General features: G+C 73.3%; 16 protein-coding genes. 8 read left to right on the top strand and 8 right to left on the bottom strand.

What is annotated here, in order from left to right:
• Positions 1 to 123 precede the first annotated feature (123 nt).
• From ACFVQG_RS20220 to ACFVQG_RS20210, 3 genes are read right to left on the bottom strand one after another with little or no spacing between them, the layout of a single operon-like run.
• Positions 124 to 2,424 (bottom strand): DUF5682 family protein, encoded by a 2,301-nt coding sequence (locus tag ACFVQG_RS20220; RefSeq protein ID WP_383384753.1) that lies wholly within the window; start codon positions 2,422 to 2,424, stop codon positions 124 to 126.
• Positions 2,424 to 3,566, bottom strand: coding sequence for an AAA family ATPase (locus tag ACFVQG_RS20215; RefSeq protein WP_383384751.1), 1,143 nt, complete (start codon positions 3,564 to 3,566; stop codon positions 2,424 to 2,426). Before ACFVQG_RS20215 ends, ACFVQG_RS20220 begins: the two co-directional genes overlap by 1 nt.
• Entirely contained in the window at positions 3,563 to 6,892 is a 3,330-nt protein-coding gene (locus tag ACFVQG_RS20210) for a DUF4132 domain-containing protein (RefSeq protein ID WP_383384748.1), read from the bottom strand. The genes ACFVQG_RS20215 and ACFVQG_RS20210 overlap by 4 nt, the downstream gene beginning before the upstream one ends.
• A 287-nt stretch (positions 6,893 to 7,179) precedes the next feature.
• Here ACFVQG_RS20210 and ACFVQG_RS20205 point away from each other — a divergent pair, with 287 nt between their 5' ends.
• From ACFVQG_RS20205 to ACFVQG_RS20175, 7 genes are all read left to right on the top strand, one after another.
• On the top strand, positions 7,180 to 8,763 hold the full coding sequence (locus ACFVQG_RS20205; RefSeq protein WP_383384745.1) for a S8 family serine peptidase: 1,584 nt from the start codon (positions 7,180 to 7,182) through the stop codon (positions 8,761 to 8,763).
• Positions 8,764 to 9,006: 243 nt separating this feature from the next.
• A complete protein-coding gene (locus ACFVQG_RS20200; protein ID WP_383384742.1) occupies positions 9,007 to 10,203 on the top strand; it encodes a DUF4190 domain-containing protein in 1,197 nt (398 codons plus the stop codon).
• A gap of 113 nt (positions 10,204 to 10,316) precedes the next feature.
• Positions 10,317 to 11,069 (top strand): GntR family transcriptional regulator, encoded by a 753-nt coding sequence (locus tag ACFVQG_RS20195; protein WP_383384740.1) that lies wholly within the window; start codon positions 10,317 to 10,319, stop codon positions 11,067 to 11,069.
• Between the two features lie 381 nt (positions 11,070 to 11,450).
• Positions 11,451 to 11,642 (top strand): SPOR domain-containing protein, encoded by a 192-nt coding sequence (locus tag ACFVQG_RS20190; RefSeq protein ID WP_383384737.1) that lies wholly within the window; start codon positions 11,451 to 11,453, stop codon positions 11,640 to 11,642.
• Between the two features lie 37 nt (positions 11,643 to 11,679).
• Positions 11,680 to 12,108 (top strand): (deoxy)nucleoside triphosphate pyrophosphohydrolase, encoded by a 429-nt coding sequence (locus ACFVQG_RS20185; protein ID WP_383384734.1) that lies wholly within the window; start codon positions 11,680 to 11,682, stop codon positions 12,106 to 12,108.
• Between the two features lie 83 nt (positions 12,109 to 12,191).
• On the top strand, positions 12,192 to 12,644 hold the full coding sequence (locus ACFVQG_RS20180; protein WP_383385567.1) for an ATP-binding protein: 453 nt from the start codon (positions 12,192 to 12,194) through the stop codon (positions 12,642 to 12,644).
• A 237-nt stretch (positions 12,645 to 12,881) separates the two neighbouring features.
• Positions 12,882 to 15,725, top strand: a complete 2,844-nt coding sequence (locus tag ACFVQG_RS20175; protein ID WP_383384731.1) for a SpoIIE family protein phosphatase — start codon at positions 12,882 to 12,884, stop codon at positions 15,723 to 15,725.
• Positions 15,726 to 15,729: 4 nt separating this feature from the next.
• Here the strand turns inward: ACFVQG_RS20175 and ACFVQG_RS20170 are convergent, their stop codons facing one another.
• The 5 genes from ACFVQG_RS20170 to ACFVQG_RS20150 form a co-directional block, all read right to left on the bottom strand.
• Entirely contained in the window at positions 15,730 to 17,214 is a 1,485-nt protein-coding gene (locus ACFVQG_RS20170; RefSeq protein ID WP_383384728.1) for a hypothetical protein, read from the bottom strand.
• Between the two features lie 88 nt (positions 17,215 to 17,302).
• Positions 17,303 to 18,073, bottom strand: coding sequence for a succinate dehydrogenase/fumarate reductase iron-sulfur subunit (locus tag ACFVQG_RS20165; protein WP_383384725.1), 771 nt, complete (start codon positions 18,071 to 18,073; stop codon positions 17,303 to 17,305).
• Positions 18,070 to 19,953, bottom strand: coding sequence for a fumarate reductase/succinate dehydrogenase flavoprotein subunit (locus ACFVQG_RS20160; protein WP_383384722.1), 1,884 nt, complete (start codon positions 19,951 to 19,953; stop codon positions 18,070 to 18,072). The genes ACFVQG_RS20165 and ACFVQG_RS20160 overlap by 4 nt, the downstream gene beginning before the upstream one ends.
• A 16-nt stretch (positions 19,954 to 19,969) precedes the next feature.
• On the bottom strand, positions 19,970 to 20,806 hold the full coding sequence (locus ACFVQG_RS20155; RefSeq protein WP_383384720.1) for a hypothetical protein: 837 nt from the start codon (positions 20,804 to 20,806) through the stop codon (positions 19,970 to 19,972).
• Positions 20,807 to 20,874: 68 nt separating this feature from the next.
• Entirely contained in the window at positions 20,875 to 21,165 is a 291-nt protein-coding gene (locus ACFVQG_RS20150) for a hypothetical protein (protein WP_383384717.1), read from the bottom strand.
• Positions 21,166 to 21,600: 435 nt separating this feature from the next.
• Between ACFVQG_RS20150 and ACFVQG_RS20145 the strand changes: the two genes are divergently transcribed.
• Positions 21,601 to 23,583, top strand: coding sequence for an ABC transporter family substrate-binding protein (locus ACFVQG_RS20145; RefSeq protein ID WP_383384715.1), 1,983 nt, complete (start codon positions 21,601 to 21,603; stop codon positions 23,581 to 23,583).
• The last annotated feature ends 174 nt before the right edge of the window (positions 23,584 to 23,757 follow it).

The following is a 23,757-nucleotide window of genomic DNA, read 5'->3' as shown; positions in this document are numbered from 1 at the left end:
TATCCGGAAAGCCTGGCGGCACAGCCGGGGGGCCGGGCGGCGTATCCGGAAAGCCTGGCGGCACAGCCGGGGAGCCGGGCGGCGTACCCGGGGAGCCCGGCGGCATGCCCGGGTCCGGGCTCGTCATGGCGTCCCCCGCAGGCCGTGCCGGTCGAGCAGTCGGGCCACGTTCTCCTCCAGGGCCCGGGCGCGGGCCAGCAGCAGTGGGTCGGCGGTGGTGCGCAGCAGGGAGCGGGCCGAGCCGCGCAGCCCGCGCCGCTCCAGGAGCCGCCCGGCGACGCGCTCCCGCTCACGGGGCGGGAAGAAGGCGAACGCCTGCCGCAGCGCGGGCAGTCCGGTGAGGAAGTCGTCGTCGGTCATCGCCGACACCACCCCGTCCAGCACGTCGACGAGCGACTCCTCGCCCGCCACCTCCTCCCGGGCGAGGGCGAACAGCCCGGTGAGCCAGTCACCGAGCAGACCGGACGGGGCGGACGCGAGGGACGACACCGTCCCCCCGAGGGCCCCCGGATCGGCACCACCGAGAGACCACCGCAACCCGAACGCCGCGCCCCGCAGCCCGGCGGGCGCCAGCGGATCCCCGCAGACGCGGGCCGCGGCCTCCATCGCGGCCTCCCGGGTGACCGACATCAGCCGCCCCGCGTGCACCAGCGCGTCCCGCGCCGCCGCCAGTGCGCGCAGGTGGGCGAGATCCACGGGCGGGCCACCGTGCAAGCCCTCGGCCAGCCAGAACACACGGTCGGCCGCGCCCGCCACCACCCCGCCGAGCAGAGGGTCACGGGCCACCCCGAACACCTGGTCGTGCCGCCACAGGCCCAGCGCGGCGGTCAGCACCTCACCGAGCGGGCCCAGCGCGTCGGCGTGCCGTACCCGGTCCGCGAGGGTGCCCAGCAGGTCGTCGCAGAGCGGGCCGATCCCGCACAGCACCGTGTCGAACAGCAGCCCGGCCAACGGCCCGATCCGCGTGCCCGCGTCCCGCACCCGCTCCCCGAGCAGCATCGAGGCGGCCTCGTCCAGCCGCGCCCCGTACGCCCCCGCCTCGATGAGCGCCGCCTCGCGCCCGTCCACCGACCCCGGCTGCCACCGCTCCACGGACACCGGGTCGGCGCCGTCGACCGGACCGGACAGCCGGGTGAAGCCCGGTACGCCCAGCACCCGCAGCCGGTGCAGCACCCGACTCCGCTCCAGGCCCCGCGGCTCCGTCAGCTTGAGGCCGAACGGTTGCTCCACGGCGTCGAGTTCCAGCCGCGCGAGCTGTTCCCGCACCTCGTGCACCAGCGGCGGCAGCGGGGTGCCGGGGTGCAGTCGGCCCTCCGCGTCGCCGGTGCAGGCGGCGACCATCTCCACGACCACCGGATGGGCGCCCGCGCCGAGCGTGCCGCCGGTGGTCCAGGGCAGCGGCCGGTCCAGGTCGTCGGTGATCAGCGCACCGGCCAGGCCGTCCAGGACGTCCACCCTGGTCGCGTACGGATGGCCGCGCAGCCGCGCGAGTCCCTCGGCCAGGGTGCGCGCGGCGACCAGGTCGGCCGTGGACGCGGTGATCCCGCGCGCCCGCAGCCGCTCGGCGACCGTCCGCAGCAGGCCCTCCGCGGCGGCCCGCGGGCCCGCCTCCCAGAGCCGCTGGTGGTAGCCGGGGGAGGGCATCCCCGACTGGTACCTGGCGAACGCGTCCAACTGCCGGAAGGAGTACGGCACCAGGAAGCTGCCGCCGAGCGCGCCCTCGGGGGGCTCGGGCACCTCCGGCCAGTCCGGGACCGGTGTCTGACGGGCCGTCAGTGCCCGGAGCGCGGGCTGGTGGAAGCCGCCCGTCACCACCAGCACCGGCCGGTCCCCGGCCCGCGCCAGCGCGGCCCGCACCCACGACGCCATGTACGCCTCGCGGACCCGGTCGCCCGCGTCCGCCTCGGCGTCCCCGCGCACCAGCTCGAAGTAGGCGTCGAGCCGCGCCCGGAGCCCGTCCGGGTCGGCGGCCTCGAACAGCCGGTCCCACAGCGCGTCCGCCGAGTCGACGGCGAACCGCGCGCACAGCCGCCGGGTCGCCTCCTCGTACCGGGCATCGGCGTCGGCGTACCGGTTGGCGTACCGGTCGGCGCGGTCCGCGAAGGCCGGGTGCCAGGCGGGCAGATCGATGAACCGCACCTCGGCGCCGACGGCACGCCCCTCCCGCAGGGCGATCCACTCGGGCGAGTAGTCGCACAGCGGGGCCCACGAGGTGGCCACGCGGGTCTCGTCGCGGTAGTGGCTGAGGACGGCGATCGGCAGCCGGTGTCCGAGCAGCAGCTCGTCCAGCCGCTCGTTCATGTCGGCCGGGCCCTCCACGAGGACGTGGGAGGGCCGCAGCGTCCCGATCGTCCGCGCCACCAGCCGGGCGCAGGCGGGGGAGTGGTGCCGCACCCCGAGGAACACCGCGTCGCCGCCCGCCATCAGTCCGCCAGCAGATGCCGCGCGTCGTACAACTCCCGCCACCGCGCCCCCGCCCGGCGCGGTACGTCCTGTTCCAGGAACCGGCGCAGCCGCGCGAGGTCCTCCGGGCTGTCCTTGGCGGCGGTGCCCGCCAGACAGGCCACCACGTCGGCGGCGCTGCCCGCCTCCCCGCGCAGGAACCAGCCCCGCAGCCCCACCGCGTGCGCCACGGACACGGCCTCGGCGGTGCTCATCACCGCGGACAGCCGCTCCCCCCGCGCGGCCCCGGCACCGCGCAGCTCGCGGAAGGTGCCGACCAGCACCTCCAGCACGTCCGGGCGCGGCGTCACCGTCACCCCGGACCGGTGCAGCAGCGCGGTGACCTCGGCCTCGACCAGGGCCAGTTCGGTGTCGAAGTCGGCGATGGGGAAGACGGTCTCGAAGTTGAAGCGCCGCTTGAGGGCGGCGCTCATCTCGTTGACGCCCCGGTCGCGGGTGTTGGCGGTGGCGATGACGTTGAAGCCCTGCCGGGCGAAGACCATGCCCTGCTCGCCGTCCAGCTCGGGGACGGCGATGACCCGTTCGGACAGCAGGGAGAGCAGGGAGTCCTGCACCTCCGGGGGGCAGCGGGTGATCTCCTCGAAGCGCACGATCCGCCCCTCGGCCATGCCGCGCAGCATGGGCGCGGGCACCAGGGAGCGCGTGGAGGGGCCCTCGGCGACCAGCAGGGCGTAGTTCCAGGAGTACTTGATCTGGTCCTCGGTGGTGGCCGCGCCGCCCTGCACGGTGAGCGTGGAGGTGCCGCTGACGGCCGCCGCGATCAGCTCCGACAGCAGCGACTTCGCCGTACCCGGCTCGCCTACGAGCATCAGGCCGCGGTTGGTCGCCAGGGTCACCAGCGCCCGCTCGACCAGGGACGGGTTGCCGACGAACTTGCGGCTGATCCCGGCCCGCGGATCGCCCACGATGAAGCGGCGGGCGGCGCGCATGCTGAGCCGCCAGCCGGTGGGGCGGGGGTCGGTGTCCGCCGCGCGCAGGGCGGCCAGCTCGTCGGCGTGGCGGACCTCGGCGGGCGGGCGCTGGAGCAGCGCCTCGTCAGCCGGGGAGTCCGCCGGGGAGTCCGCCGGGGAGCCAGCCGTGGAAGGCGTTGCGGGCGCGCTCACGGCGTGGTCACCGCGGTCAGGTCGGCGAGCAGTTCGGAGACGAGGACGGGATCGACGCCGCCCAGCCGCAGCGGGTGCTTGTGCTTCGGGTAGTAGTCCCCCGGGGCGCTGTCGAGCCAGACGGCGCGGAAGGTCTGGTCGCCCAACTGGTCGGGGATGCCCACGACAATCCCCGGGTCCAGGTCGAGGACCAGGCAGTGGTCGTCGTCGATCCGCCGGAAGAACCAGCGCTCGATGCCCGCGTCCTGCGGCGCCCCGCGCTCCCAGCCGCGCTTGGTCAGGCCGAGCAGCTTGCCGATCGGGACGAGGGTGTCCTCGAACCGGGTCAGCCGGTGGCCCGCGGCCTCGTCCTCGGTGAGCGCGTGCACGGCCCGGCCGAGCTGCGGGAACGGCTGCAGGATCTCGTAGTCGGCGAACAGCTCCGCCCAGGCGCCCACCTGGTCGCCCAGGTGCAGCGGGTGGGCCAGCCGCACGCGCGCCCGCTCGGGCAGCGCCAGCTCGTCGTCGTGGACGTCGGCGAAGGTGCGGTCCTCGGCGACCCGGAAGGCGGTCACCTCGCCGTCCAGCTCCCGCAGCCACACCAGACGGCGGACCAGGTGCCACAGCAGCGGATGCGCCACGAACAGCGCGCGGAACTCGGCGGCGGGCCAGTCGCGCTGGGCCACCATCGCCGCCTCCAGCCGCCGCACCTGGTCGCCAGCGACGGTGCGGACGTCCTTCTTCAGCGCGGCGAACCGCTTGCGCTCGGCCGGGGCCAGCTCGGCGTCGTCCTTGGCGCCCGGGGCGGGCAGGGCCTTGCGGAGCTTGCCGTCGGCGTCGCGGACGTACGGCTGCAGTTGCTCGTCGAAGCCGACGGTGAAGCGGCGGGCGCCGTAGTCGATGACGGTGCTGCCGTCGGCGTCCAGGCCGAAGTCGGGGACGAGCCGGTCGCCGAGCTGCTCGCGGGTGAGTCCGAGGCCCTCGGCGACCTCGGAGATCTTCTCCTCGGCGCGGACCTTGAGGGCCTTGAACGGTACCCGCTGGGAGATGGAGTGCAAATGGGTCAGCGCCAGATCGCTGCCGATCGTCGCGAGGACGTCCAGGCCCTCCACGGCCCTGCGATGCGCGTTCTCACCGGGCCAGGCGCGCAGCACGGGCGTGAGACGGCGGACGGTCTCGTCGTCCCCGAACCAGGCCAGGGCGTGCAGCGCCCAGCTCTCCTTGGCGGGCATCCCGCTGAACCGCCACTGCTCGAACACGCCCCAGGCGAAGGCGGCGAGGGAGTCCGCGGTGCAGTGCTCGATCAGCACCTCGATGCCGGGGTAGGCCTCACCGGGCCTGGACAGCGCCAGCATGGTGAGCACATGGCCCGTCGCGTCGACGGGCAGCGCGCCGCCCTGGGTGAGCAGGATCTGCGGCAGCAGCTCCGGGTCGGCCCAGTCGCCGACGGTGGGCACCCGGGCCGGGAGGCCGCTCTCCAGCGGGTCGGCGGCCAGCGCCTCCGCGACGATGTCCGCGGCCTCCGGCCCGCACTCGGCGGCGTACTCCAGCACCGTCTCCGCGCCGTGCTCGGCGGCCAGCAGCCGCAGCGCCTGCCCGGCGCCTCCGCGCTCCCGGCCGACCGGCCCCACCGCGTGCGGCACCAGGAAGGGCACGGCGGCCAGACCGTGCCGGGACAGCCAGTCGCGGGCGAGGACCCGGACGGTCTTCAGCCGCGTCAGCCAGTCGCAGAGCCGCCCGGCCACGTCGACGTGCAGATACGGCAGCAGCAGCGGGCCCATGATGGCCGGGCGCCGGGCGGTGCCTCGCAGCAGGACCGGCACGGCGTGCACTCCGTGCCGCGCGGCGACCGGCCTGAGCCTGCGCTCGCCGTCCCACCAGACCTCGGGGTTCCAGTCGGCCAGCAGCGGACGGACCACGTCCTCGCGGCTGTCGACGAACAGCCGGGCGTCCCGGACGTCCGGCAACGGTCCGCCCTTCCGGAGGGTCTCGATCTCCTTCGACCAGTTCCTGCGTCCGCTGCGGTAGCCGTCGTAGGTGCCCGCCCACTCCTCCCGCTCGCCCGCCGCCCAGGCGACCCGCGGCTCGGGCGGGGTCACCCCGGTCGCCACGCGCGCCTTGCGGGTCTTGCGCTTCGTCGTCCACGGCGGGCTGACCAGCAGGGCGGGCAGTGCCTCGGCGGGGGCCTCGGCCACCCGGCCGGCGCCGGTGAGGAGCGGTTCGACGCGCGCGGCGACCTCGGCGGGCAGGTCGGGCAGGACGGCCGCCGCCAGTTCCCGGTGCGCCCGGACGTGCCCCGCCAGCAGGTACCGGGCGTTGGGCGCGGCCTTGCCGGTGCCGCAGGCCGCCGCGCCCACCAGCCGCAGGGCGCGTACGGGGTAGCGCCGCATCGCCGTCAGCAGCTCGGGGCGCACGTGCTTGAGCCCCGCGTGGGCGAGGAGGATGCCGAAGGCGTCGTCGGACGGCAGTTCCACCAGGGCACCGGCGAAGTCGCCCTCGTAGTCGTACTCGATCAGGGGGCGCAGGAGCGGTGCGCAGGCCGCGCCGGTGCTGTGGGCGAGGGAGGCGACGAGCGGCAGGCGCCAGCCGTCCCAGGAGAGCCGGACCTGGTCGCCGAAGTGGCCGAGCTGTGCCGGTGAGTGCAGCGAGGCCAGCAGCATCGCCCGCAGTTGCTGGTCGGCCGTGAGCGGGCCCGTGGTGCACTCGGTGGACCAGTCGTGCTCGGTGGGCAGCAGGTAGGACACGGTGATACGGGTGCGCTCGTCGGTCCGGCGGTCCGCAAGCGCGGCGACGGTGCGCCGGTAGGTCTCGTCGTCGGTGTCGGCCAGCAGTTCGCGCACGCGGTCGGCGAAGTGGGGCCGGGCGTACCACTCGTCGACGCGGTCGTACGAGGCGGCGCGGAAGCGCAGCGCGGAGCCGCTGTACCCGGTGGACTCGGTGCTGTTGGACTTGATCGCGACGTACTCGACCACGGCCCGCGCGGCGAACGGGATGCCGTGCGCGGCGGCCCAGGCGTCCACGAAGGCGCCCTTGTGGACCTGGAAACTGACCGCCACGGCGGCCAGGACGGCGGCGCCGAGCGGATCGGGGGTGCCGTGCTGCTGGGCGCGGACCGCCTCGACGATGCGGGGCTCGCTGTCGGGGGCGGCGAGCAGTTGCTCGACCCGGTCGGCGGTCTCCCGCAGCCGCTGTGCCACCTGCTGGGCGCCCTCGGGGTGCGGGTCCGGTGCCTTCCGGCGGACCCCGTCCCGCCGTGGGTGCGCCAACTCCCGCCAGGCGTCCGGCATCACGAAGGTGTCCTCGTCCGGGAAAACGATGTCGGGACCCGTGATCTCGTCGTTGCGCACAACCCACCCCCTCGCCCGGCTCCCCGCCGGACGATGCTTTCGATCAAGTCGCTGTCACCGTAACGGGGACCACTGACAACGCCCTTCGGGCTCCGGTCCGTGCAGTGCCTCTTGTGCAATTCCTGTGGATCCCTCAATCTTTCGCCTGACGCCCCGGTGCGGCAGACGGCGGACCAGAACGCGCCGGAGATTGACATGCACCTGATGATCAGGGCGTCGTGCGCCACCCCTGCACCACCCCCCACCGAGCACCACCAGCGCACCACCGATTGAGGAGGACCCCTCAGATGGCAGTGATGCGTACTCCCCTGTTCCACGCCCGCCGAAGACTGGCCGCGATAGGCGCCCTCACCACCGCGGCGCTCGCCGCGAGCCTGATGTCGGCACTGCCCGCGGGCGCGGCCCCGGCCGCCGAGGGCCGCATCCAGTACGAGGGCGCGGCCAACGCCGTCGCCGACAGCTACATCGTGACCCTCAGGGCGGACGAGGCCCGCTCGGGCACCGCCGAGGGCCGCGCGCTGGCCGAGAAGTACGGCGCGGCCATCGAGCGCACGTACACCAAGGCCCTCAACGGCTACGCGATCGAGGCCTCCGAGTCCGAGGCGAAACGTCTCGCCGCCGACCCGGCCGTGGCGTCCGTCGTCCAGAACCGCACGTTCAGCATCGCCGCGACCCAGCCCAACCCGCCCTCCTGGGGCCTGGACCGCATCGACCAGCGCAACCTCCCGCTGAACAGCTCGTACACCTACCCGGACTCGGCCGGGCAGGGCGTGACCGCCTACGTCATCGACACCGGCGTCCGCATCAGCCACAGCGACTTCGGCGGCCGTGCCTCCTACGGCTACGACGCCGTCGACAACGACAACACCGCCCAGGACGGCAACGGCCACGGCACGCACGTCGCGGGCACGGTCGCCGGGAACGCCTACGGCGTCGCCAAGAAGGCCCGGGTCGTCGGCGTCCGCGTGCTGAACAACTCCGGCTCCGGTACGACGGCTCAGGTCGTTGCCGGGATCGACTGGGTGGCCCGCAACGCGGTCAAGCCCGCCGTGGCCAACATGTCCCTCGGCGGCGGCGCGGACACCGCCCTCGACACCGCCGTACGCAACGCCGTGGCCTCCGGCGTCACCTTCGCCGTCGCGGCGGGCAACGAGTCCACCAACGCCTCCACCCGCTCACCCGCGCGCGTGACGGAGGCCATCACGGTCGGCGCCACCACGTCGACGGACGCCCGCGCCAGCTACTCCAACTACGGCACGGTCCTGGACCTGTTCGCCCCGGGCTCCTCGATCACCTCGGCCTGGCACACCAGCGACTCGGCCACCAACACCATCTCCGGTACGTCGATGGCGACCCCGCACGTCGCCGGAGCGGCGGCCCTGCACCTGGCCGAGAACCCCACGGCCACGCCCGCCCAGGTGTCCTCGGCGCTGGTCGCCGCCGCCACCCCGAACGTCGTCACCAACCCGGGCACCGGCTCGCCCAACCGCCTGCTCTACGTCGGCGGCGGCCCCACCACCCCGCCCGGCCCGCGCTTCGAGAACACCGGTGACTACGCGATCGCCGACCACGCCACGGCCGAGTCCCCGATCACCGTCTCCGGCGTCTCCGGCAACGCGCCCGCCACCCTGGCCGTCGAGGTCAACATCGTGCACACGTACATCGGCGACCTCCAGGTCCAGCTGATCGCCCCCGACGGCACCGCGTACACGCTCAAGGGCTACACCACCGGCGGCAGCGCCGACAACATCAACACCACCTACAGCGTCAACGCCTCCTCGGAGGCCGCCAACGGCACCTGGCGGCTGAGGGTCAGCGACAACGCGACGTACGACACCGGACGGATCGACGCCTGGGCCCTGCAGTTCTGACCCCACGTCAATCACCGCACGGTTCCTGAGAGTCCTCGCCCTCGGGGTGGGCCACGGGTCACTGACCCAGCCGCCCCGGGGGCGAGGCGTGTCCGTGCGCCCACACCCTCGGCCGGTCAGGCCCTCCCCGGTCAGAGGGGACTCCCGGGTCGCCCCCGTCGCCCACCCGCTTACGATGCGCCCAGCCGCGTACGCCCGTCGCGGGCTCGCTCAGTCGTCGTTCTCACCGGGAGCACGGTACTCGTGTCCATTCCTCCGCCCCCTGGGCCCCACCAGCCCCAGGACCCACAGGGCCAGTACCCGGCTCCGCAGGGACCGTACGCGCCGCCGTCCTTCCCGCAGCAGCCGCCGTCCTTCCCGCAGCAGCAGGCGGCCTGGCATCCGTACCCCTACCCGTACGGGTATCCGCCGCAGCCGCCGGTCAACGGGGTCGCCATCGCCGCGCTGGTGTTCGGTGTGCTGTGTCTGCTGCCCGCGATCGGGCTGGTGCTCGGGGTGATCGCGCTGGTGCAGATCAAGCGCAAGGGGCAGCGGGGGAAGGGGATGGCGGTCGCCGGGACCGTGCTGTCGTCGGTGGGGGTGCTGCTGTGGGCGGTGTCGCTGGGCACCGGTGCCGCGTCCAGCTTCTGGGAGGGCGTCAAGGAGGGCGCGCGGGACGGCGCGAGCTTCTCGCTCGACAAGGGCGACTGCTTCGACACGCCCTCCGGTTCGCTCCAGGGCGTGACCTACGACGTCGACGACGTGCCCTGCTCCGGTGAGCACGACGGCGAGGTGTTCGGCACGATCGTGCTGCCGGACGGCGGCTTCCCCAACGACGACCGGCTCACCGAGATCGCCGACGAGAAGTGCTACGCCCTTCAGGGTGACTACGCCCTGGACGCCTGGGCGGTGCCCGATCACGTCGACGTCTACTACTTCTCGCCCACCTCGCAGAGCTGGCGGCTCGGCGACCGGGAGATCACCTGCGTCTTCGGCAACACCGACGAACACGGCTCGCTCACCGGCTCGCTGCGCAACGACGGCACGACCCTCGGCGCGGACCAGCTCGCCTACCTGGAGGCCGTCCGCGCCATCGACGCGGTGCTGGAGACCGAGCCGGAGGCCTACCCGGAGGACGACCTGCCGGGGAACCGGGCCTGGGCGGACGACGTCCACGAGGTGCTCGGCGAGCAGACCGGCGTCCTGCGCGAGCACGCCTGGCGGCCCGACGCCGAGCGCTCCCTCACGGCCTTGGTGAAGGAACTGGAGAAGGCACGGGCACACTGGGAGAAGGCGGGCGCCGCCACCGACGCGGACACGTTCTACGTGCACTACGACGAGGGGTACGGGTTCTACGACGGCGAGGAGACCGTCACCGCGCGCGAGGCTCTTGGCCTGGACACGTCACCGCCGTCGTACGACTACGACGACGGCTCCGGAGACAGGACGGAGGAGGCGTAAAACCCTCCCGACCCGCATGTCATCACATCGGGTGATTCCCTGGCCTTTGCTTGCACGCTCCAACCCGTGGTTGCCACGCTGTGGCTGTCTGTACAACCTGATGGGAGCGGCCAGTGACTTTCGGTGAGCAGCCGGCGTACCTGCGTGTCGCGGGTGATCTCCGCAAGAAGATCGTCGACGGTCTGCTGCCCCCGCATACCCGCCTCCCCTCCCAGGCCCGCATCCGCGAGGAGTACGGCGTCTCGGACACCGTCGCCCTGGAGGCGCGCAAGGTGCTGATGGCCGAAGGGCTCGTCGAGGGCCGCTCCGGCTCCGGGACGTACGTCCGCGAGCGCCCCGTGCCCCGGCAGATCGCCCGCTCCGGATACCGCCCGTCCGGCGGGGCCACGCCCTACCGCCAGGAGCAGGCCGACGCCGCCTCCCGCGGCACCTGGGAGTCCAGCAGCGAGCAGAGCGAGGCCAGCGGCGCCATCGCCGAGCGGCTCGGCGTCCAGACCGGTGAGCGGGTGATGTGCACCAGGTACGTCTTCCGGGAGGGCGGCGAGGCGATGATGCTCTCCACCTCCTGGGAGCCGCTCGCCCTGACCGGCCGTACGCCCGTGATGCTGCCCGAGGAGGGGCCGCTCGGCGGGATGGGCGTGGTCGAGCGCATGGCCGCCATCGACGTCGTCGTGGACAACGTCACCGAGGAGGTCGGCGCCCGCCCCGGCCTCGCCGAGGAGCTGCACGCCCTCGGCGGCGTCCCGGGCCATGTGGTCCTGGTGGTCCAGCGGACCTTCTACGCCTCGGGCCGCCCCGTCGAGACGGCGGACGTGGTGATTCCGGCCGACCGCTACCGCGTCGCGTACCACCTGCCGGTGCGATGAGCGAGGGGCGTTCGAGGGGCGCACACGGCTGAGTGACGTAGCGCACACGAAGGGGCGTGAGACCTGCACGCCCGGGGGGCAGTTGCCCCCGGCACCACCCCCTTCCAGGGCGTCTGTCGCGCCGCTGCAATCCGGTCGTTCTCGCAGGTCGTCCGGGACGCGTGTAGGGGGTCCCGACATGCCGCTGACCGTCTGCGCCGAGCCGCGCGGGCGGCGCGTTCGACGTTGTGCGCCCCCTGGGGCATGGCCGGTTGCGTACCTCTTTGTGAAAAGCCGTATTCGCTCCGTGAAGGTAAGGCGTACGCTCGGGCATATGCGGATTGCGGTTTCCTTAGAGGGTGGGGCACGGCACCGGCCGCGGACGGGAAGTGGAGGGGCGCGATGAACGACAGCACGGTCACTCTCCCCTGGCTCGTCATACGGCAGGACGACAACGGCAGTCGCTACCGCGTGGGCAGGTACGCCACCCGTGCCGAGGCGCAGAAGATCGCCGACAGCCTCGACAGCCGCGGCCACAAGCAGCTCTACTGGGTCGAGCGCATCGGACAGGCGGCCCCGGCCGAGGAGAGCTGAACCGGGCGGGCCGGACGCCTCCCGTAGGCTCCGGCGCATGAGCGAACGGATCGTGGTGGTGGGAGCCGCCCTCCTCGACGCCGACGGCGGCAGACTGCTCGCCGCGCGCCGCAGCGCACCCCCCGAACTGGCCGGGCGCTGGGAACTGCCCGGGGGCAAGGTCGAGCCGGGTGAGACGCCCGAGGCGGCCCTCGTCCGCGAACTCCGTGAGGAACTCGGCGTGGCGGCCGAGGCGATTGCGCGGATCCCGGGGGAGTGGCCCCTGCGGCAGCCGTATGTCCTGTGGGTCTTCACCGCCCGGCTGCGTCCCGGCAGCGAAGCGCCCCGCCCGCTCCAGGACCATGACGAACTGCGCTGGCTCACCCCCGCGGAGATCTGGGACGTGGACTGGCTCGACCAGGACGTCCCCGCCGTGCGTGAGGCGCTCGCGCTGATCGATGCGACGGCGCACCCGCGAGCGCGGTAGCGACCCTCGATATCGGGTATGTCCCCCTTAGTCATATAGTCCCACGAAATCGTCCTGTGAGATTTCGTCCTGTGGCATCGGACATGGGCTGTGGGGTGAGCTGGTGCGCTGGGCTCGTGCGCTGGGAAGTGATCGGCGTGACCGACACCGCGGGTGACCGTGCCGAGTGGACGTTCCCCGCGGAGCCGGGCGCGGTGCGCGCCGCCCGCGGCGTGGTCCGCCGCCAGTTGCACGGCTGGGACCTCGACTGCGTCGGCGACCTCGCGGCCCTGCTGGTGAGCGAGTTGGTCACCAACGCCCTGCGGCACGCCACCGGACCCATCGGGGTACGGCTGGTGCGGCCGGACCGGGGCGGTGGGGTGCTGCTGGTGGAGGTCTCCGACCCGCTGCCCGACCCGCCCCGCGAGCGCGTCGCCCGGCCCGAGGACGAGAGCGGACGCGGACTGCAACTCGTGGCATCCACCTCGCGTCGCTGGGGCACCCGCCCCGGTGAGACCGGCAAGACGGTGTGGTTCGAGCTGGCGGTGCCCGGGTGAGGGGCGGTGCCGGGTGCCACGGCCGGATCCGTTCGGTACTCGTTGTCGACAGGCGTGATTCGAGGGCGTGTCCGCTGGTTAGAAGACTGGGAGTGTTGTCACCGCCCGGTCCGAAAACCACCAGGACCGTGCTGTGATCGTGAACACCGTGTCGTGCGGCGCCGTAGTGCTGGATACTGCGGGCAGCCGCCTCCGGTGACCGGTGCCGGACGCGGTGAGCTGGAGGGGACGGTTCGCGTGAGCGAGATACCAGCGAAGGCCACGGAGTCCGAGGACCCGTCGGACGGCGCGAGGGGCGACGACCGGGCCGCGGATCCTTCCGCCGCACCGGTCGCCGCCGATGCCGCCGGTACGGGTGCCGGTGCCGCCGGTACGGGTGCCGGTGATGCGGACGCGGGTGACGGTACTTCCGCTGACGAGGGCACATCCGCCCCCGACGCCCGGGGCTCCGGCGTTCCCGGCACCCCGCCCCCCAACCCCCCCGCCACCGCCCGCGCCCTGACCGCCACCGCCCTGGCCGCCGAGGGCACACCCCCCGGCGACGCCCTCTGGCAGAGCAGCCCCCCCGGCTCCATCTACGACTACATCAAGGTCGCGTCCTTCTCCATCGGCGCGGACGGGCTGGTCGACCAGTGGAGCGTGCGGGCCGAGCAGTTGTTCGGCATCCCCGCTGACCGGGCCGTCGGCATGGACCCCATCGAGGCCTTCGTCGACCCCGACCGCCGCGCCGAGGGGCAGCGGAAGATGGCCGAGATCCTGGACGGGCGGGAGTGGACCGGCGTGGTGCCGGTGCGGCTGCCCGACCCAGTGGACGGTGGGCGCGGGGTGGAAGGGCTCGCCGAGGTCTATGTGATGCCGACGCGGGCCGAGGGCGGCGAGAAGGCCGCCGTCTGCATCGTCGTCGATGTGCGGGTGCTGCGGAGCATCGAGACCGATCTCGCCGCCTCGCAGGCTATTTTCGGCCAATCTCCGTTCGGGTTCCTGCTGATCGACGCCGAGTTGCGGGTGCGCCGCGCCAACGAGCGGTTCGCGTCCATCTTCGGCGGCACCCCCGACGACCACCGCGGCAAGGGCGTCCACGACTATCTGCCGCGCGGTGAGGCCGAGCGGGTTTCGGCCACCCTGCGCCGGGTCCTGGAGACCGGCGACTCCATCACCGACATGCACATCACCGGGTTCGTGCCCGGCTCCGACGACCGCCGCCACTGGTCGGTCAACCTCTACCGCGTGCACAGCGGCAGCGGACGCCCCATCGGCATCGCCTGGCTCGGCATCGACATCACCGCCCGCCGCGCCGCCGCCCGCGAGGCCGCCGCCGCCCGCCGCAACCTCGCCCTCCTCAACGAGGCCGGGGCCCGCATCGGCAACTCCCTCGACCTGGAGACCACCGCCCGCGAACTCCTCGACGTGGTCGTCCCCGGCTTCTGCGACCTGGCCACCGTCGACCTCTACCAGGGCCTGCTGGTCGGCGACGAGACCCCGCCCGGCCTCCCCGACGGCAGCGCGGAACTCCGCCGCGTCGCCTTCGCCAGCGCCGTCTCCGACGCCCCCTTCACCGGCACCGGCAAGCCCGTCGCCGTGGGCGCCGTCCACCACTACCCCTTCAACTCCCCCTGCGCGGACGCCCTGCGCACCGCCCGCCCGCGCAGGGTCCCCGCCGAGGAGGGCGGCCTCGTCCAGTCCACGCTCGCCGTGCCGATGGTCGCCCACGACACCGTCGTAGGACTCGCCCAGTTCGCCCGTACGAAGGGCAGCGAGCCGTTCGGTGACCGGGACCGGGACCTCGCGGTGGAGCTGGCGGCGCGGGCGGCCGTGTGCATCGACAACGCCCGCCTGTACCGGCGCGAGCACGAACGCGCCCTGATGCTGCAACGGTCCCTGCTGCCGCCCGGCGACCCCGTCGCCGCCGGCCTGGACATCGCCTGCCGCTATCTGCCCGGCAGTGTCGCCAGCGGACGGCCCAGCGAGGTCGGCGGCGACTGGTTCGACGTCATCGAACTGCCCGGCCACCGCACCGCGCTGGTCGTCGGCGACGTGATGGGGCGCGGGCTGCGCGCCGCCGTCGCGATGGGCGAACTGCGCACCGCCGTACGCACCCTGGCGCAGCTCGACCTCGAACCGGCCGAGGTGCTCTCCCAGTTGGACGAGATCGCCCGCGGCCTCGGCGCCCCCGGGGGTCCCGCCCAGGCCTTCGGCCCCGGGGGAGGCATCCAGCAGGCCACCCGCGCCGCCCGCCGCCCCCGCGAGGCCGACCTGTCCGAGGTCTACCTCGCGACCTGCGTGTACGCCGTCTACGACTCCGTCACCCGGCGCTGCACCTTCGCCAACGCGGGCCACCTGCCGCCCGTCCTGGTCGAACCCGGCGAGGCGGCCCTCATGCTCGACGTACCCCCGGGCATGCCGCTCGGCGTCGGCGGGGAGCCCTTCGAGGAGGTGGAGGTCGAACTGCCCGAGGGCGCCCTGCTCGCCCTCTACACGGACGGCCTGGTCGAGAGCCGCGACCACCCACTCGACGAGGGCCTGCAGGCGTTCGTCGGCGCGCTCACCGACCCCGCGCGCCCCCTGGAGGACGTCTGCGACCACGTCCTCAACACCCTCGACACCCACCACGGCGAGGACGACATCGCCCTGCTGATGGCCCGGGTGCAGGGCCTGCCCGCCGAGTCCGTCGGCGACTGGACCCTGCCGCGCGAGCCGCGCAGCGTGGGCCGGGCCCGTGAGTACGCCCGCGGCCAGTTGCTCAGCTGGGACCTCGAACCCCTGGTCGACACCACCGAGTTGCTGGTCAGCGAGCTGGTCACCAACGCCCTGCGGTACGGCGAGGGCGAGATCAGACTCCGGCTGCTCCTCGACCGCACCCTGGTGTGCGAGGTCTGGGACGCCGGTCTCGTCCAGCCGCGCCGCCGCCGCGCCCGCGACACCGACGAGGGCGGCCGGGGCCTGCAACTCGTCGGGCTGCTCTCCGCCGCCTGGGGCTCCCGGCGCACCCCGCGCGGCAAGACGGTGTGGTTCGAACTCCCGCTGCCGGACGGGGAGCACAGCCTCGCGGACCCGGCGGAGGCGCTGCTGAGCCTGTTCTGAGGCCTCAGGGAGCGGCCGTGCGAGGCCCGCCGAAGCCCGTGCCGGGCCCGGCCGCCGCCGCGTACGGCGTCCCGTGCACGCGTACGTCCTGCTCGGCCAGGTGCCGTGCCTGCCGGGCCAGTTCGTCGGCCGCGAGCAGGTCCGTCTCCGGGCCGGGCGCGAGCAGCCGCCGCGCCTCCGCGAGCCGGGTCCGGGCCTCGGCGCGGACCGCGCCCCGGTGCGTGGCCACGAAGCCGTCCGCGACGGCGGCGGAGTACCGCGCCACCAGCAGCGCGGCGGCCGGAACCACCCCGGCCCGCCCGTCCGCCACCGGCAGCACCACCCGCGCGATCCGCCGCAGCAGATCGAGCGGATCGCCCGCCCGCCCACCCGTCAGCTCCTCGCGTACGGTGCCCAGGACCGTGTCCGCCTGCCGGATCCGTGCCCGCAGCTCACCCACGGGCACCCCCGTGACCCCCTGGGCCACCCGCTCCCGCGCGCCCGCGACCTCCGCCTCCGCGCCGGTCAGCGTGGCCGGAACCAGCCGCTGGGCCTCCGCCAGCGCATCGGCGAGCCGCTCGACCCCGGTGACGAGCACATCGGCCTCGGCGATCGCGCCCTCGGCGGCGCGCAGGTGTCCGGCGGCCTGGTCCGGTTCCCCGCGGTCGGCGCACTGCCGGGCCTCGTTGAGCCGCATGGTGGCGAACACCAGCCGGTCCTTGGCGAGTTCGGGGTACCCGGTGACGGACGCCGACGCGGCGTGCGCGTACCGCTCCCGCAGTCCGCCGAGGATCTCCTCCAGCCCCGTGGTCCGCCCGGCCAGCTCCCGGAAGCGCCCCTCCGCGACCGCGAGGGCCGCGTCCGGGGCCCGGTCCAGCCCGCGCAGCCGCGCCAGCCCCGCCGCCTCCGCGTCCAGCCGCCGCCCCGCCTCCGTGCACCGGCCGACGATCCCGGCGAGCGCCTGCCGCCGCGCGGCCTGGTCCTCCGGCACGCCACCGTCGTAGCGCTGCCGGATCGCGAACGCCGCCCGCAGCTCCGTACCGGCCGCGCGCACCGCCCGCTCGAACGGTTCGAGGTCCGCGGGGTCGGCACCGGCCGCCGCGAAGCCGAGTTCCGCGCGGCTCGCGCGCACCCAGTCGTCCGCCTCGACCAGCGCGGCGCACGCCCGCGCGTCGAGGTCGGTGAGCGGCGCCCCGACCGCCGCGACGGCCCCCGTCCCCCCGGGCGCCGTACGGGTCGCCGCGCGCCGGTTGCGGCGCACGTACCCGTAGGCGGCCAGCGCGATCACCACCACCGCGGCGACCAGCGGCAGCACGAGATCGGCGGTGTACGTCCCGCCCTCCTCCTGCGCGGCGGCCCCCGCGGCGCCGTCCGCGCCGGGCGTCATCCTCGGCAGCACCAGGCACAGCCACAGCACCGCGATCCCGCCCCCGAGCACCCCCTGGGCGAGGCGAGCGGCTATCTGGCCCTTCCCCCGCCGCCTGCGGCCCCGGATCAAGGATGACGTCACATGTGGGAGCGTATGACCAGGAACGCGGGGCCGCGACCGGTGCGACGGCCGGGGCGGGCCGCCGCCCGGTGGCCGTCTGCCGTTCTCGTCAGCCCGTGCGGCGGCGGATCTTCGAGCCCAGCCACACCAGGGGGTCGTACTTGCGGTCCACGGCCCGTTCCTTCAGGGGGATCAGGGCGTTGTCGGTGATCTTGATGCCTTCGGGGCAGACCTCCGTGCAGCACTTGGTGATGTTGCAGTAGCCGAGGCCGTGTTCGTCCTGGGCGGTGGTCCTGCGGTCCAGGCCGGACTCGGCGGCGGCGTCCAGTGGGTGCATGTCGAGTTCGGCGACCCGCATCAGGAAGCGGGGGCCCGCGAAGGCCCCTTTGTTCTCCTCGTGGTCACGGACCACATGGCAGGTGTCCTGGCACAGGAAGCACTCGATGCACTTGCGGAACTCCTGCGGCCGGTCCACGTCCTCCTGCATCATGCGGTACTCGCCGGGACCCAGACCGGCGGGCGGCACGAAGGACGGGACCTCACGCGCCTTGGCGTAGTTGAAGCCGACGTCCGTCACCAGGTCACGGATCACGGGGAAGGCGCGCAGCGGGGTGACGGTGATCGTCTCGTCGCGGGAGAAGACCGACATGCGGGTCATGCACAGCAGCCGGGGCCGCCCGTTGATCTCCGCCGAGCACGAGCCGCACTTGCCCGCCTTGCAGTTCCAGCGCACCGCCAGATCGGGCGTCTCGGTGGCCTGGAGGCGGTGGATGATGTCGAGGACGACCTCGCCGTCGTTCACCTCGATCTTGTAGTCCTCCAGGCCGCCACCCTCGGCGTCCCCCCGCCACACCTTGAAGTGGGCGTCGTAGCTGCTCATTCGTACAGCTCCTCTTCGGCGAGGTACTTGACCAGCTCCTCCTTGTCGAACAGGGCGAGCAGGTCGGGGCGGATGGGTTCGGTGGTCTCCTGGCTCAGGGCGATGGCGTCACCGGCCGCGTCGGCGAGCGTGCACAGCAGGTTCAGGCGCCGCCAGGCCCGGTCCATACCGGGGAAGTCCTCCCGGGTGTGGCCGCCGCGGGACTCGGTGCGCTCCAGCGCGGCCCGCGCCACGCACTCGCTGACCAGCAGCATGTTCCGCAGGTCGAGCGCCAGGTGCCAGCCCGGGTTGAACTGGCGGTGGCCCTCCACCCCGGCCCGTGCCGCCCGCTCGCGCAGCTCCGCCAGCGCCCGCAGCGCCTGCTCCATCTCGCCCTCGCGGCGGATGATGCCGACCAGGTCGTTCATGGTGCGCTGGAGTTCCTGGTGGAGCGTGTACGGGTTCTCGCCGCTCACCGAGAAGGGCCGCAGCGCCTCCTCGGCCGCCGTGTCCACCTGGTCGTCGGCCACGGCCGGGCGGTCCCCGGTGAGCGCCTGGGCGTACTCGGCGGCGTGCCAGCCCGCCCGCCGCCCGAAGACCAGCAGGTCGGACAGGGAGTTCCCGCCGAGCCGGTTGGAGCCGTGCATCCCGCCCGCGACCTCCCCGGCCGCGAACAGCCCCGGCACCCCGCGCGCGGCGGCCGTGTCGGAGTCGACGGCGATACCGCCCATCACGTAGTGACAGGTGGGCCCGACCTCCATCGCCTCCGCGGTGATGTCGACGTCCGCCAGCTCCTTGAACTGGTGGTACATCGACGGCAGCCGCCGCTTGATCACATCGGCGGGCATCCGCGTCGACACGTCCAGGAACACCCCGCCGTGCGGCGACCCGCGCCCCTCCTTGACCTCCGCGTTGATGGCCCGCGCCACCTCGTCGCGGGGCAGCAGCTCGGGCGGGCGGCGGTTGCGGTCGGGGTCGTCGTACCAGCGGTCGGCCTCGTCCTCCGTCTCGGCGTACTTCTCCTTGAAGACGTCCGGGACGTAGTCGAACATGAACCGCTTGCCGTCGCTGTTGCGCAGCACGCCGCCGTCGCCGCGTACGGACTCGGTGACCAGGATGCCCTTCACCGACGGCGGCCAGACCATGCCCGTCGGATGGAACTGCACGAACTCCATGTTCAGCAGGGGCGCGCCCGCGAGCAGGGCCAGCGCGTGGCCGTCGCCGGTGTACTCCCACGAGTTCGAGGTGACCTTGAAGGACTTGCCGATGCCACCGGTGGCGATCACCACGGAGGGCGCTTCCAGGACGAAGAAACGGCCGCTCTCCCGCTCGTAGGCGAAGACCCCGGAGACGCGCTCGCCGTCCTTCAGGACCCGGGTGACCGTGCACTCCTGGAAGACCTTCAGCCGGGACTCGTAGTCGCCGGTCTCCTTGTGGTCCTCCTGCTGGAGGGCGACGATCTTCTGCTGCAGGGTGCGGATCAGCTCCAGGCCGGTGCGGTCGCCGACATGGGCGAGGCGCGGGTACTCGTGGCCGCCGAAGTTGCGCTGCGAGATCCGGCCGTCCTTCGTACGGTCGAACAGCGCGCCCCAGGTCTCCAGCTCCCACACCCGGTCGGGGGCCTCCCGCGCGTGCAGCTCGGCCATCCGCCACTGGTTGAGGAACTTGCCGCCGCGCAGGGTGTCCCGGAAGTGGACCTGCCAGTTGTCGTGCTCGTTGGCGTTGGCCATGGCCGCGGCGATGCCGCCCTCCGCCATCACCGTGTGCGCCTTGCCGAACAGCGACTTGCAGATCACGGCCGTACGGGCGCCCCGCTCGCGCGCCTCGATGGCGGCGCGCAGTCCGGCGCCGCCCGCGCCGACGACCACGACGTCCCACTGCTGTCGCTCCACCACCGTCATCAGAAGGCCCCACTCATTAGAAGAACCGCGGATCGTCGAAGGCGCCGGACGCGACCAGGTACACGTAGAAGTCGGCGAGCGCCACGCTCACCAGGGACGCCCAGGCCAGCGCCATGTGGTGGGCGTTGAGCCGCCCCACCCACCGCCACATGCGGTAGCGCACCGGATGCTTGGAGAAGTGCTTCAGCTGGCCGCCGACGATATGGCGGCAGGAGTGGCAGGACAGGGTGTAGATCCAGATCAGGACGATGTTGACGAGGAAGACCAGGGTGCCCAGACCCATGTGTCCCCACTCGTAGTTCTCGTCGCGGAAGGCGAGCACCGTGTCGTAGGTGAGGATGCCCGCGACCAGGACCGCCGCGTAGAAGAAGTAGCGGTGGGTGTTCTGGAGGATCAGCGGGAAGCGGGTCTCACCGCTGTACTTCCTGTGCGGCTCGGCGACCGCGCAGGCCGGTGGGGAGGCCCAGAAGCCGCGGTAGTACGCCTTGCGGTAGTAGTAGCAGGTCAGACGGAAGCCGAGCGGGAAGATCAGGATCAGGATCGCCGGGGACAGGCCCCACCAGCTGCCGAAGATCTCCCAGTTGGGCCCCGCCTTCATCGGCTCGCAGTTCTCCGCCAGGCAGGGGGAGTAGAAGGGCGAGACGTACGGCGCCGCGTAGTAGTCGGCGTTCACGAACGCCCGCCAGGTCGAGTACACGATGAAGGCGGTCAGCGCGGCGGCGGTGGCGGCGGGCGCCAGCCACCAGCGGTCGGTCCGCAGATGGGGGGCGGTGATGGCGGCGCGGGTCGCGGACCGGACACCGCCGCCGGGGGGATGGGGTTCTGTTGTCGGGGGTTCCGTACCAGTGGCCAAGTCTTGACTCCGGTCGGGTCGGGGGCGCGGGGCGCGGCTGTCACACCCCGCGCGCTGCTTCTACGGCGTCACGGCGCGTGGCGGTTCCGGGCGCCCAGGCCCTCGTCGTCCGAGTCCGTCCACAGGGCGCTGTCGTAGGGCGTGTCGGAGATGGTGACCAGTTCCGGGCGCCGGGAGGCGGGCGGAGTGGCCGCCGCCTCGCGCAGCAGCGCCACGCTCTCGCGCAGGTGGTCGCAGTCGGCGCGGACCCGGCGGATGTCCACTCCGCCGCTGCCCAGTTGCTGTTCCAGCCGCCGCACCGACCTGGTCAGGTCGTCGAGACAGCGCTGGACCGATGTCAGTTCGTCGTGCACGGACATGACGTGACCTCACTTCCGTCGGCCGGGCGGCCGCGTGCGGCAACGTTCAGGTGACGTTCATGCGCCTGCGAGTGTTGCGCGTCACACCGGTCGGTGGGAAGGGACGTGCACCGATTGGCCCAGGGCCGGTCCGACAAGTACCCGTCGTCCGGTGCGTGCGCTGACGGGTGCGTGCGCCGCAGTGCGCCGGAGCGCGCCTGGTGTCGCCGGGCAGGCGGGGCTGTGTCGGGCGGGCCCGCGGGCGCGTGGGGTGCGGTGTCCGGTGCTGTTGCGCCGCACGGGTGGGCTTCGCGGTGGTTGTCGCCGTGTCGCCGGTGGTTGCAGAACCCTTTCCTCTTCAGTGGCCGCACTGGGCAGTAGATGTGATCAGCTCCATATACCGCCATATACCGCCAAAGGGATCGTAACGCCCGCGGCCTCCGGAGGTAAGCAGAGATGTCCCAGCACGGCGTCGGACTGCGCGCGGTCAAGCGCTCGGCCGTCTTCCTCACCGCGGGCGCGCTCGCGGTACCCGCCCTCGCCGGGTGCGGCTCCCCCGACCCCGCCGGAAAGCCGCTGGCCGGTCCGGACATCGCGCCCGCCGCCCGGGACCGGGTCGCCGACGGCGGCACGCTGCGGTGGGCCGTGGACGCGGTGCCGGAGACGCTGAACACCTTCCAGGCGGACGCCGACGCGACCACGACGCGCGTGGCGCAGGCCGTGCTGCCGTCGATGTACCGGATGAGCGCCCAGGGGCGCCCGGAGATCAACACCGACTATCTGGAGTCGGCCAAGGTCGTCGAGACCGAGCCCCGGCAGGTCGTCCTGTACAAGCTCAACCAGCAGGCCGTCTGGAGCGACGGCCGGGAGATCGGCGCCGCGGACTTCGCCGCGCAGTGGCGGGCCCTGTCCGGCAGGGACAGCGCGTACTGGACGGCCCGCAACGCCGGGTACGAGCGGATCGAGCGGATCGAGCGCGGGGACAGCGACCTGGAGGTCAGGGTGACCTTCCGGCGGACGTACGCCGACTGGAAGTCGCTGTTCTCGCCGCTGTACCCCAAGGAGGTCATGGGGGCGCCGGACGCCTTCAACGAGGGCGCGCGGCGCAAGCTGAAGCTGACGGCCGGGCCGTTCCTGGTGCAGAAGGTCGACCGCGAGGACGACGAGGTGGTCCTGGCCCGCAACCCACGCTGGTGGGGGCGGCCCGCGAAGCTCTCCGGGATCGTGCTGCGCGAGGTGCCCCTGGAGAAGCGGGCCACCGCGCTGGCCAAGGGCGAGATCGACGTCGCGGAGATCGACGCGGGGGCGGCCGGGCGGGCGCAGCGGCGCGGGGTGGAGGTGCGCAGGTCCCTGGAGCCCGCGTACACCCAGCTCGCGCTGAACGGCGCGGGCGGGCCGCTGGCCGACGAGCGGGTACGGCGGGCGGTGGCGCGGGCGCTGGACCGCAAGGAGCTGGCACGGGTCGTACACAAGCCGCTGGGGCTGCCGGTGAAGCCGCTCGGCAGCCATGTCGCCCTGTCCGGGCAGGCGGCGTACGCGGACGGCAGCGGGGCGCTGGGCGGTCAGGACACCAAGGAGGCACGGGCGCTGCTGGCGGACGCGGGCTGGGTGCCGGGGAAGGTGGAGGAGAAGGAGAAGGGCGAGAAGGCGGCGGGCCCCAAGGGCGAGGGGAAGAAGAAGGGGGAGTCCGCCGGGGAAGGGGACGGGGAGGGGAACGACGACGGTACGTACATCGTCGGGGAGGACGACAAGGGGCAGAGCGGCGATGAGGAGCTCGCGCAGGACGGCAAGCAGAACCTGAAGCAGGGCGGCGCGCCGGGAGCGTACGCGCCCAAGGGCACGCCCGCGCCCGCGGGGGCCCCGGCGGGGCCGCTGGCCAAGGACGGCAAGGCGCTGTCGTTGCGGTTCGTGCTGCCGACGGGGCCGGGGTCGGAGACGCTGCGGACCGTGGCCGAGCGGATCCGGCGGATGCTGGACCGGGTGGGCATCCGCACGGAGCTGTCCAAGGTCGAGGAGGAGAGCTACTTCAAGGACCACATCGCGTCCGGTGAGTACGACCTCGCGCTGTACTCGTGGCCCGCCTCCGCCTTCCCCGCGACCGACGCCCGCCCGATCTACGCCAAGCCGGTGCCCGCGGCGGACGGCTCGCTGAACGTCGAGCAGAACTACACCCGGGTCGGCACCGACCAGGTCGACCAGCTTTTCGACCAGGCGGTCAGCACGCTGGACGAGAGCGCGTCCCACGCCCTGATCCGCAAGGCGGACGCCCGCATCTGGGCGGCGGCGGGTTCCATCCCGCTCTACCAACGCCCGGAACTCGTCTCGACGAAGGGCGACCTGGCCAACGTGGGCGCCTTCGGCTTCCGGACGCCGGTGTACGAGGACATGGGCTTCCTGAAGAAGTCCGGCAAGCCGTCGGCCGGGCCGTCCAGGGCCTAGCCGCGGGTTCGTCGTGCCTGGTCGCGGGCTCCTGGGGGCAGGCGGCCCCCGGAGCTGTCAGGGTCCCGGCAAGCCCCTACCCCATACGCCCCGTACCATGGGATAAGGCCGAGGCGTGTCAAGCCCGGCAGGGCGCGCGTAACGCAGACCTACGCGCAGCCGTCCTCACCATCC

The sequence above is a fragment of the Streptomyces sp. NPDC057877 genome (assembly GCF_042796855.1).
Taxonomy (GTDB): Bacteria; Actinomycetota; Actinomycetes; order Streptomycetales; family Streptomycetaceae; genus Streptomyces.
The sequence above is the reverse complement of the archived record's forward strand: the minus strand, read 5'-3'. Positions and strand labels throughout refer to the sequence as shown.

Coding starts and splice junctions, on each gene's coding strand:
- ACFVQG_RS20220 (WP_383384753.1), bottom strand. CDS start 2,424: ATGGCGGGCGGCGACGCGGTGTTCCTCGGGGTGCGGCACCACTCCCCC.
- ACFVQG_RS20205 (WP_383384745.1), top strand. CDS start 7,180: ATGGCAGTGATGCGTACTCCCCTGTTCCACGCCCGCCGAAGACTGGCC.
- ACFVQG_RS20190 (WP_383384737.1), top strand. CDS start 11,451: ATGAACGACAGCACGGTCACTCTCCCCTGGCTCGTCATACGGCAGGAC.
- ACFVQG_RS20185 (WP_383384734.1), top strand. CDS start 11,680: ATGAGCGAACGGATCGTGGTGGTGGGAGCCGCCCTCCTCGACGCCGAC.
- ACFVQG_RS20180 (WP_383385567.1), top strand. CDS start 12,192: ATGGGCTGTGGGGTGAGCTGGTGCGCTGGGCTCGTGCGCTGGGAAGTG.
- ACFVQG_RS20165 (WP_383384725.1), bottom strand. CDS start 18,073: ATGAGCAGCTACGACGCCCACTTCAAGGTGTGGCGGGGGGACGCCGAG.
- ACFVQG_RS20160 (WP_383384722.1), bottom strand. CDS start 19,953: ATGACGGTGGTGGAGCGACAGCAGTGGGACGTCGTGGTCGTCGGCGCG.
- ACFVQG_RS20150 (WP_383384717.1), bottom strand. CDS start 21,165: ATGTCCGTGCACGACGAACTGACATCGGTCCAGCGCTGTCTCGACGAC.
- ACFVQG_RS20145 (WP_383384715.1), top strand. CDS start 21,601: ATGTCCCAGCACGGCGTCGGACTGCGCGCGGTCAAGCGCTCGGCCGTC.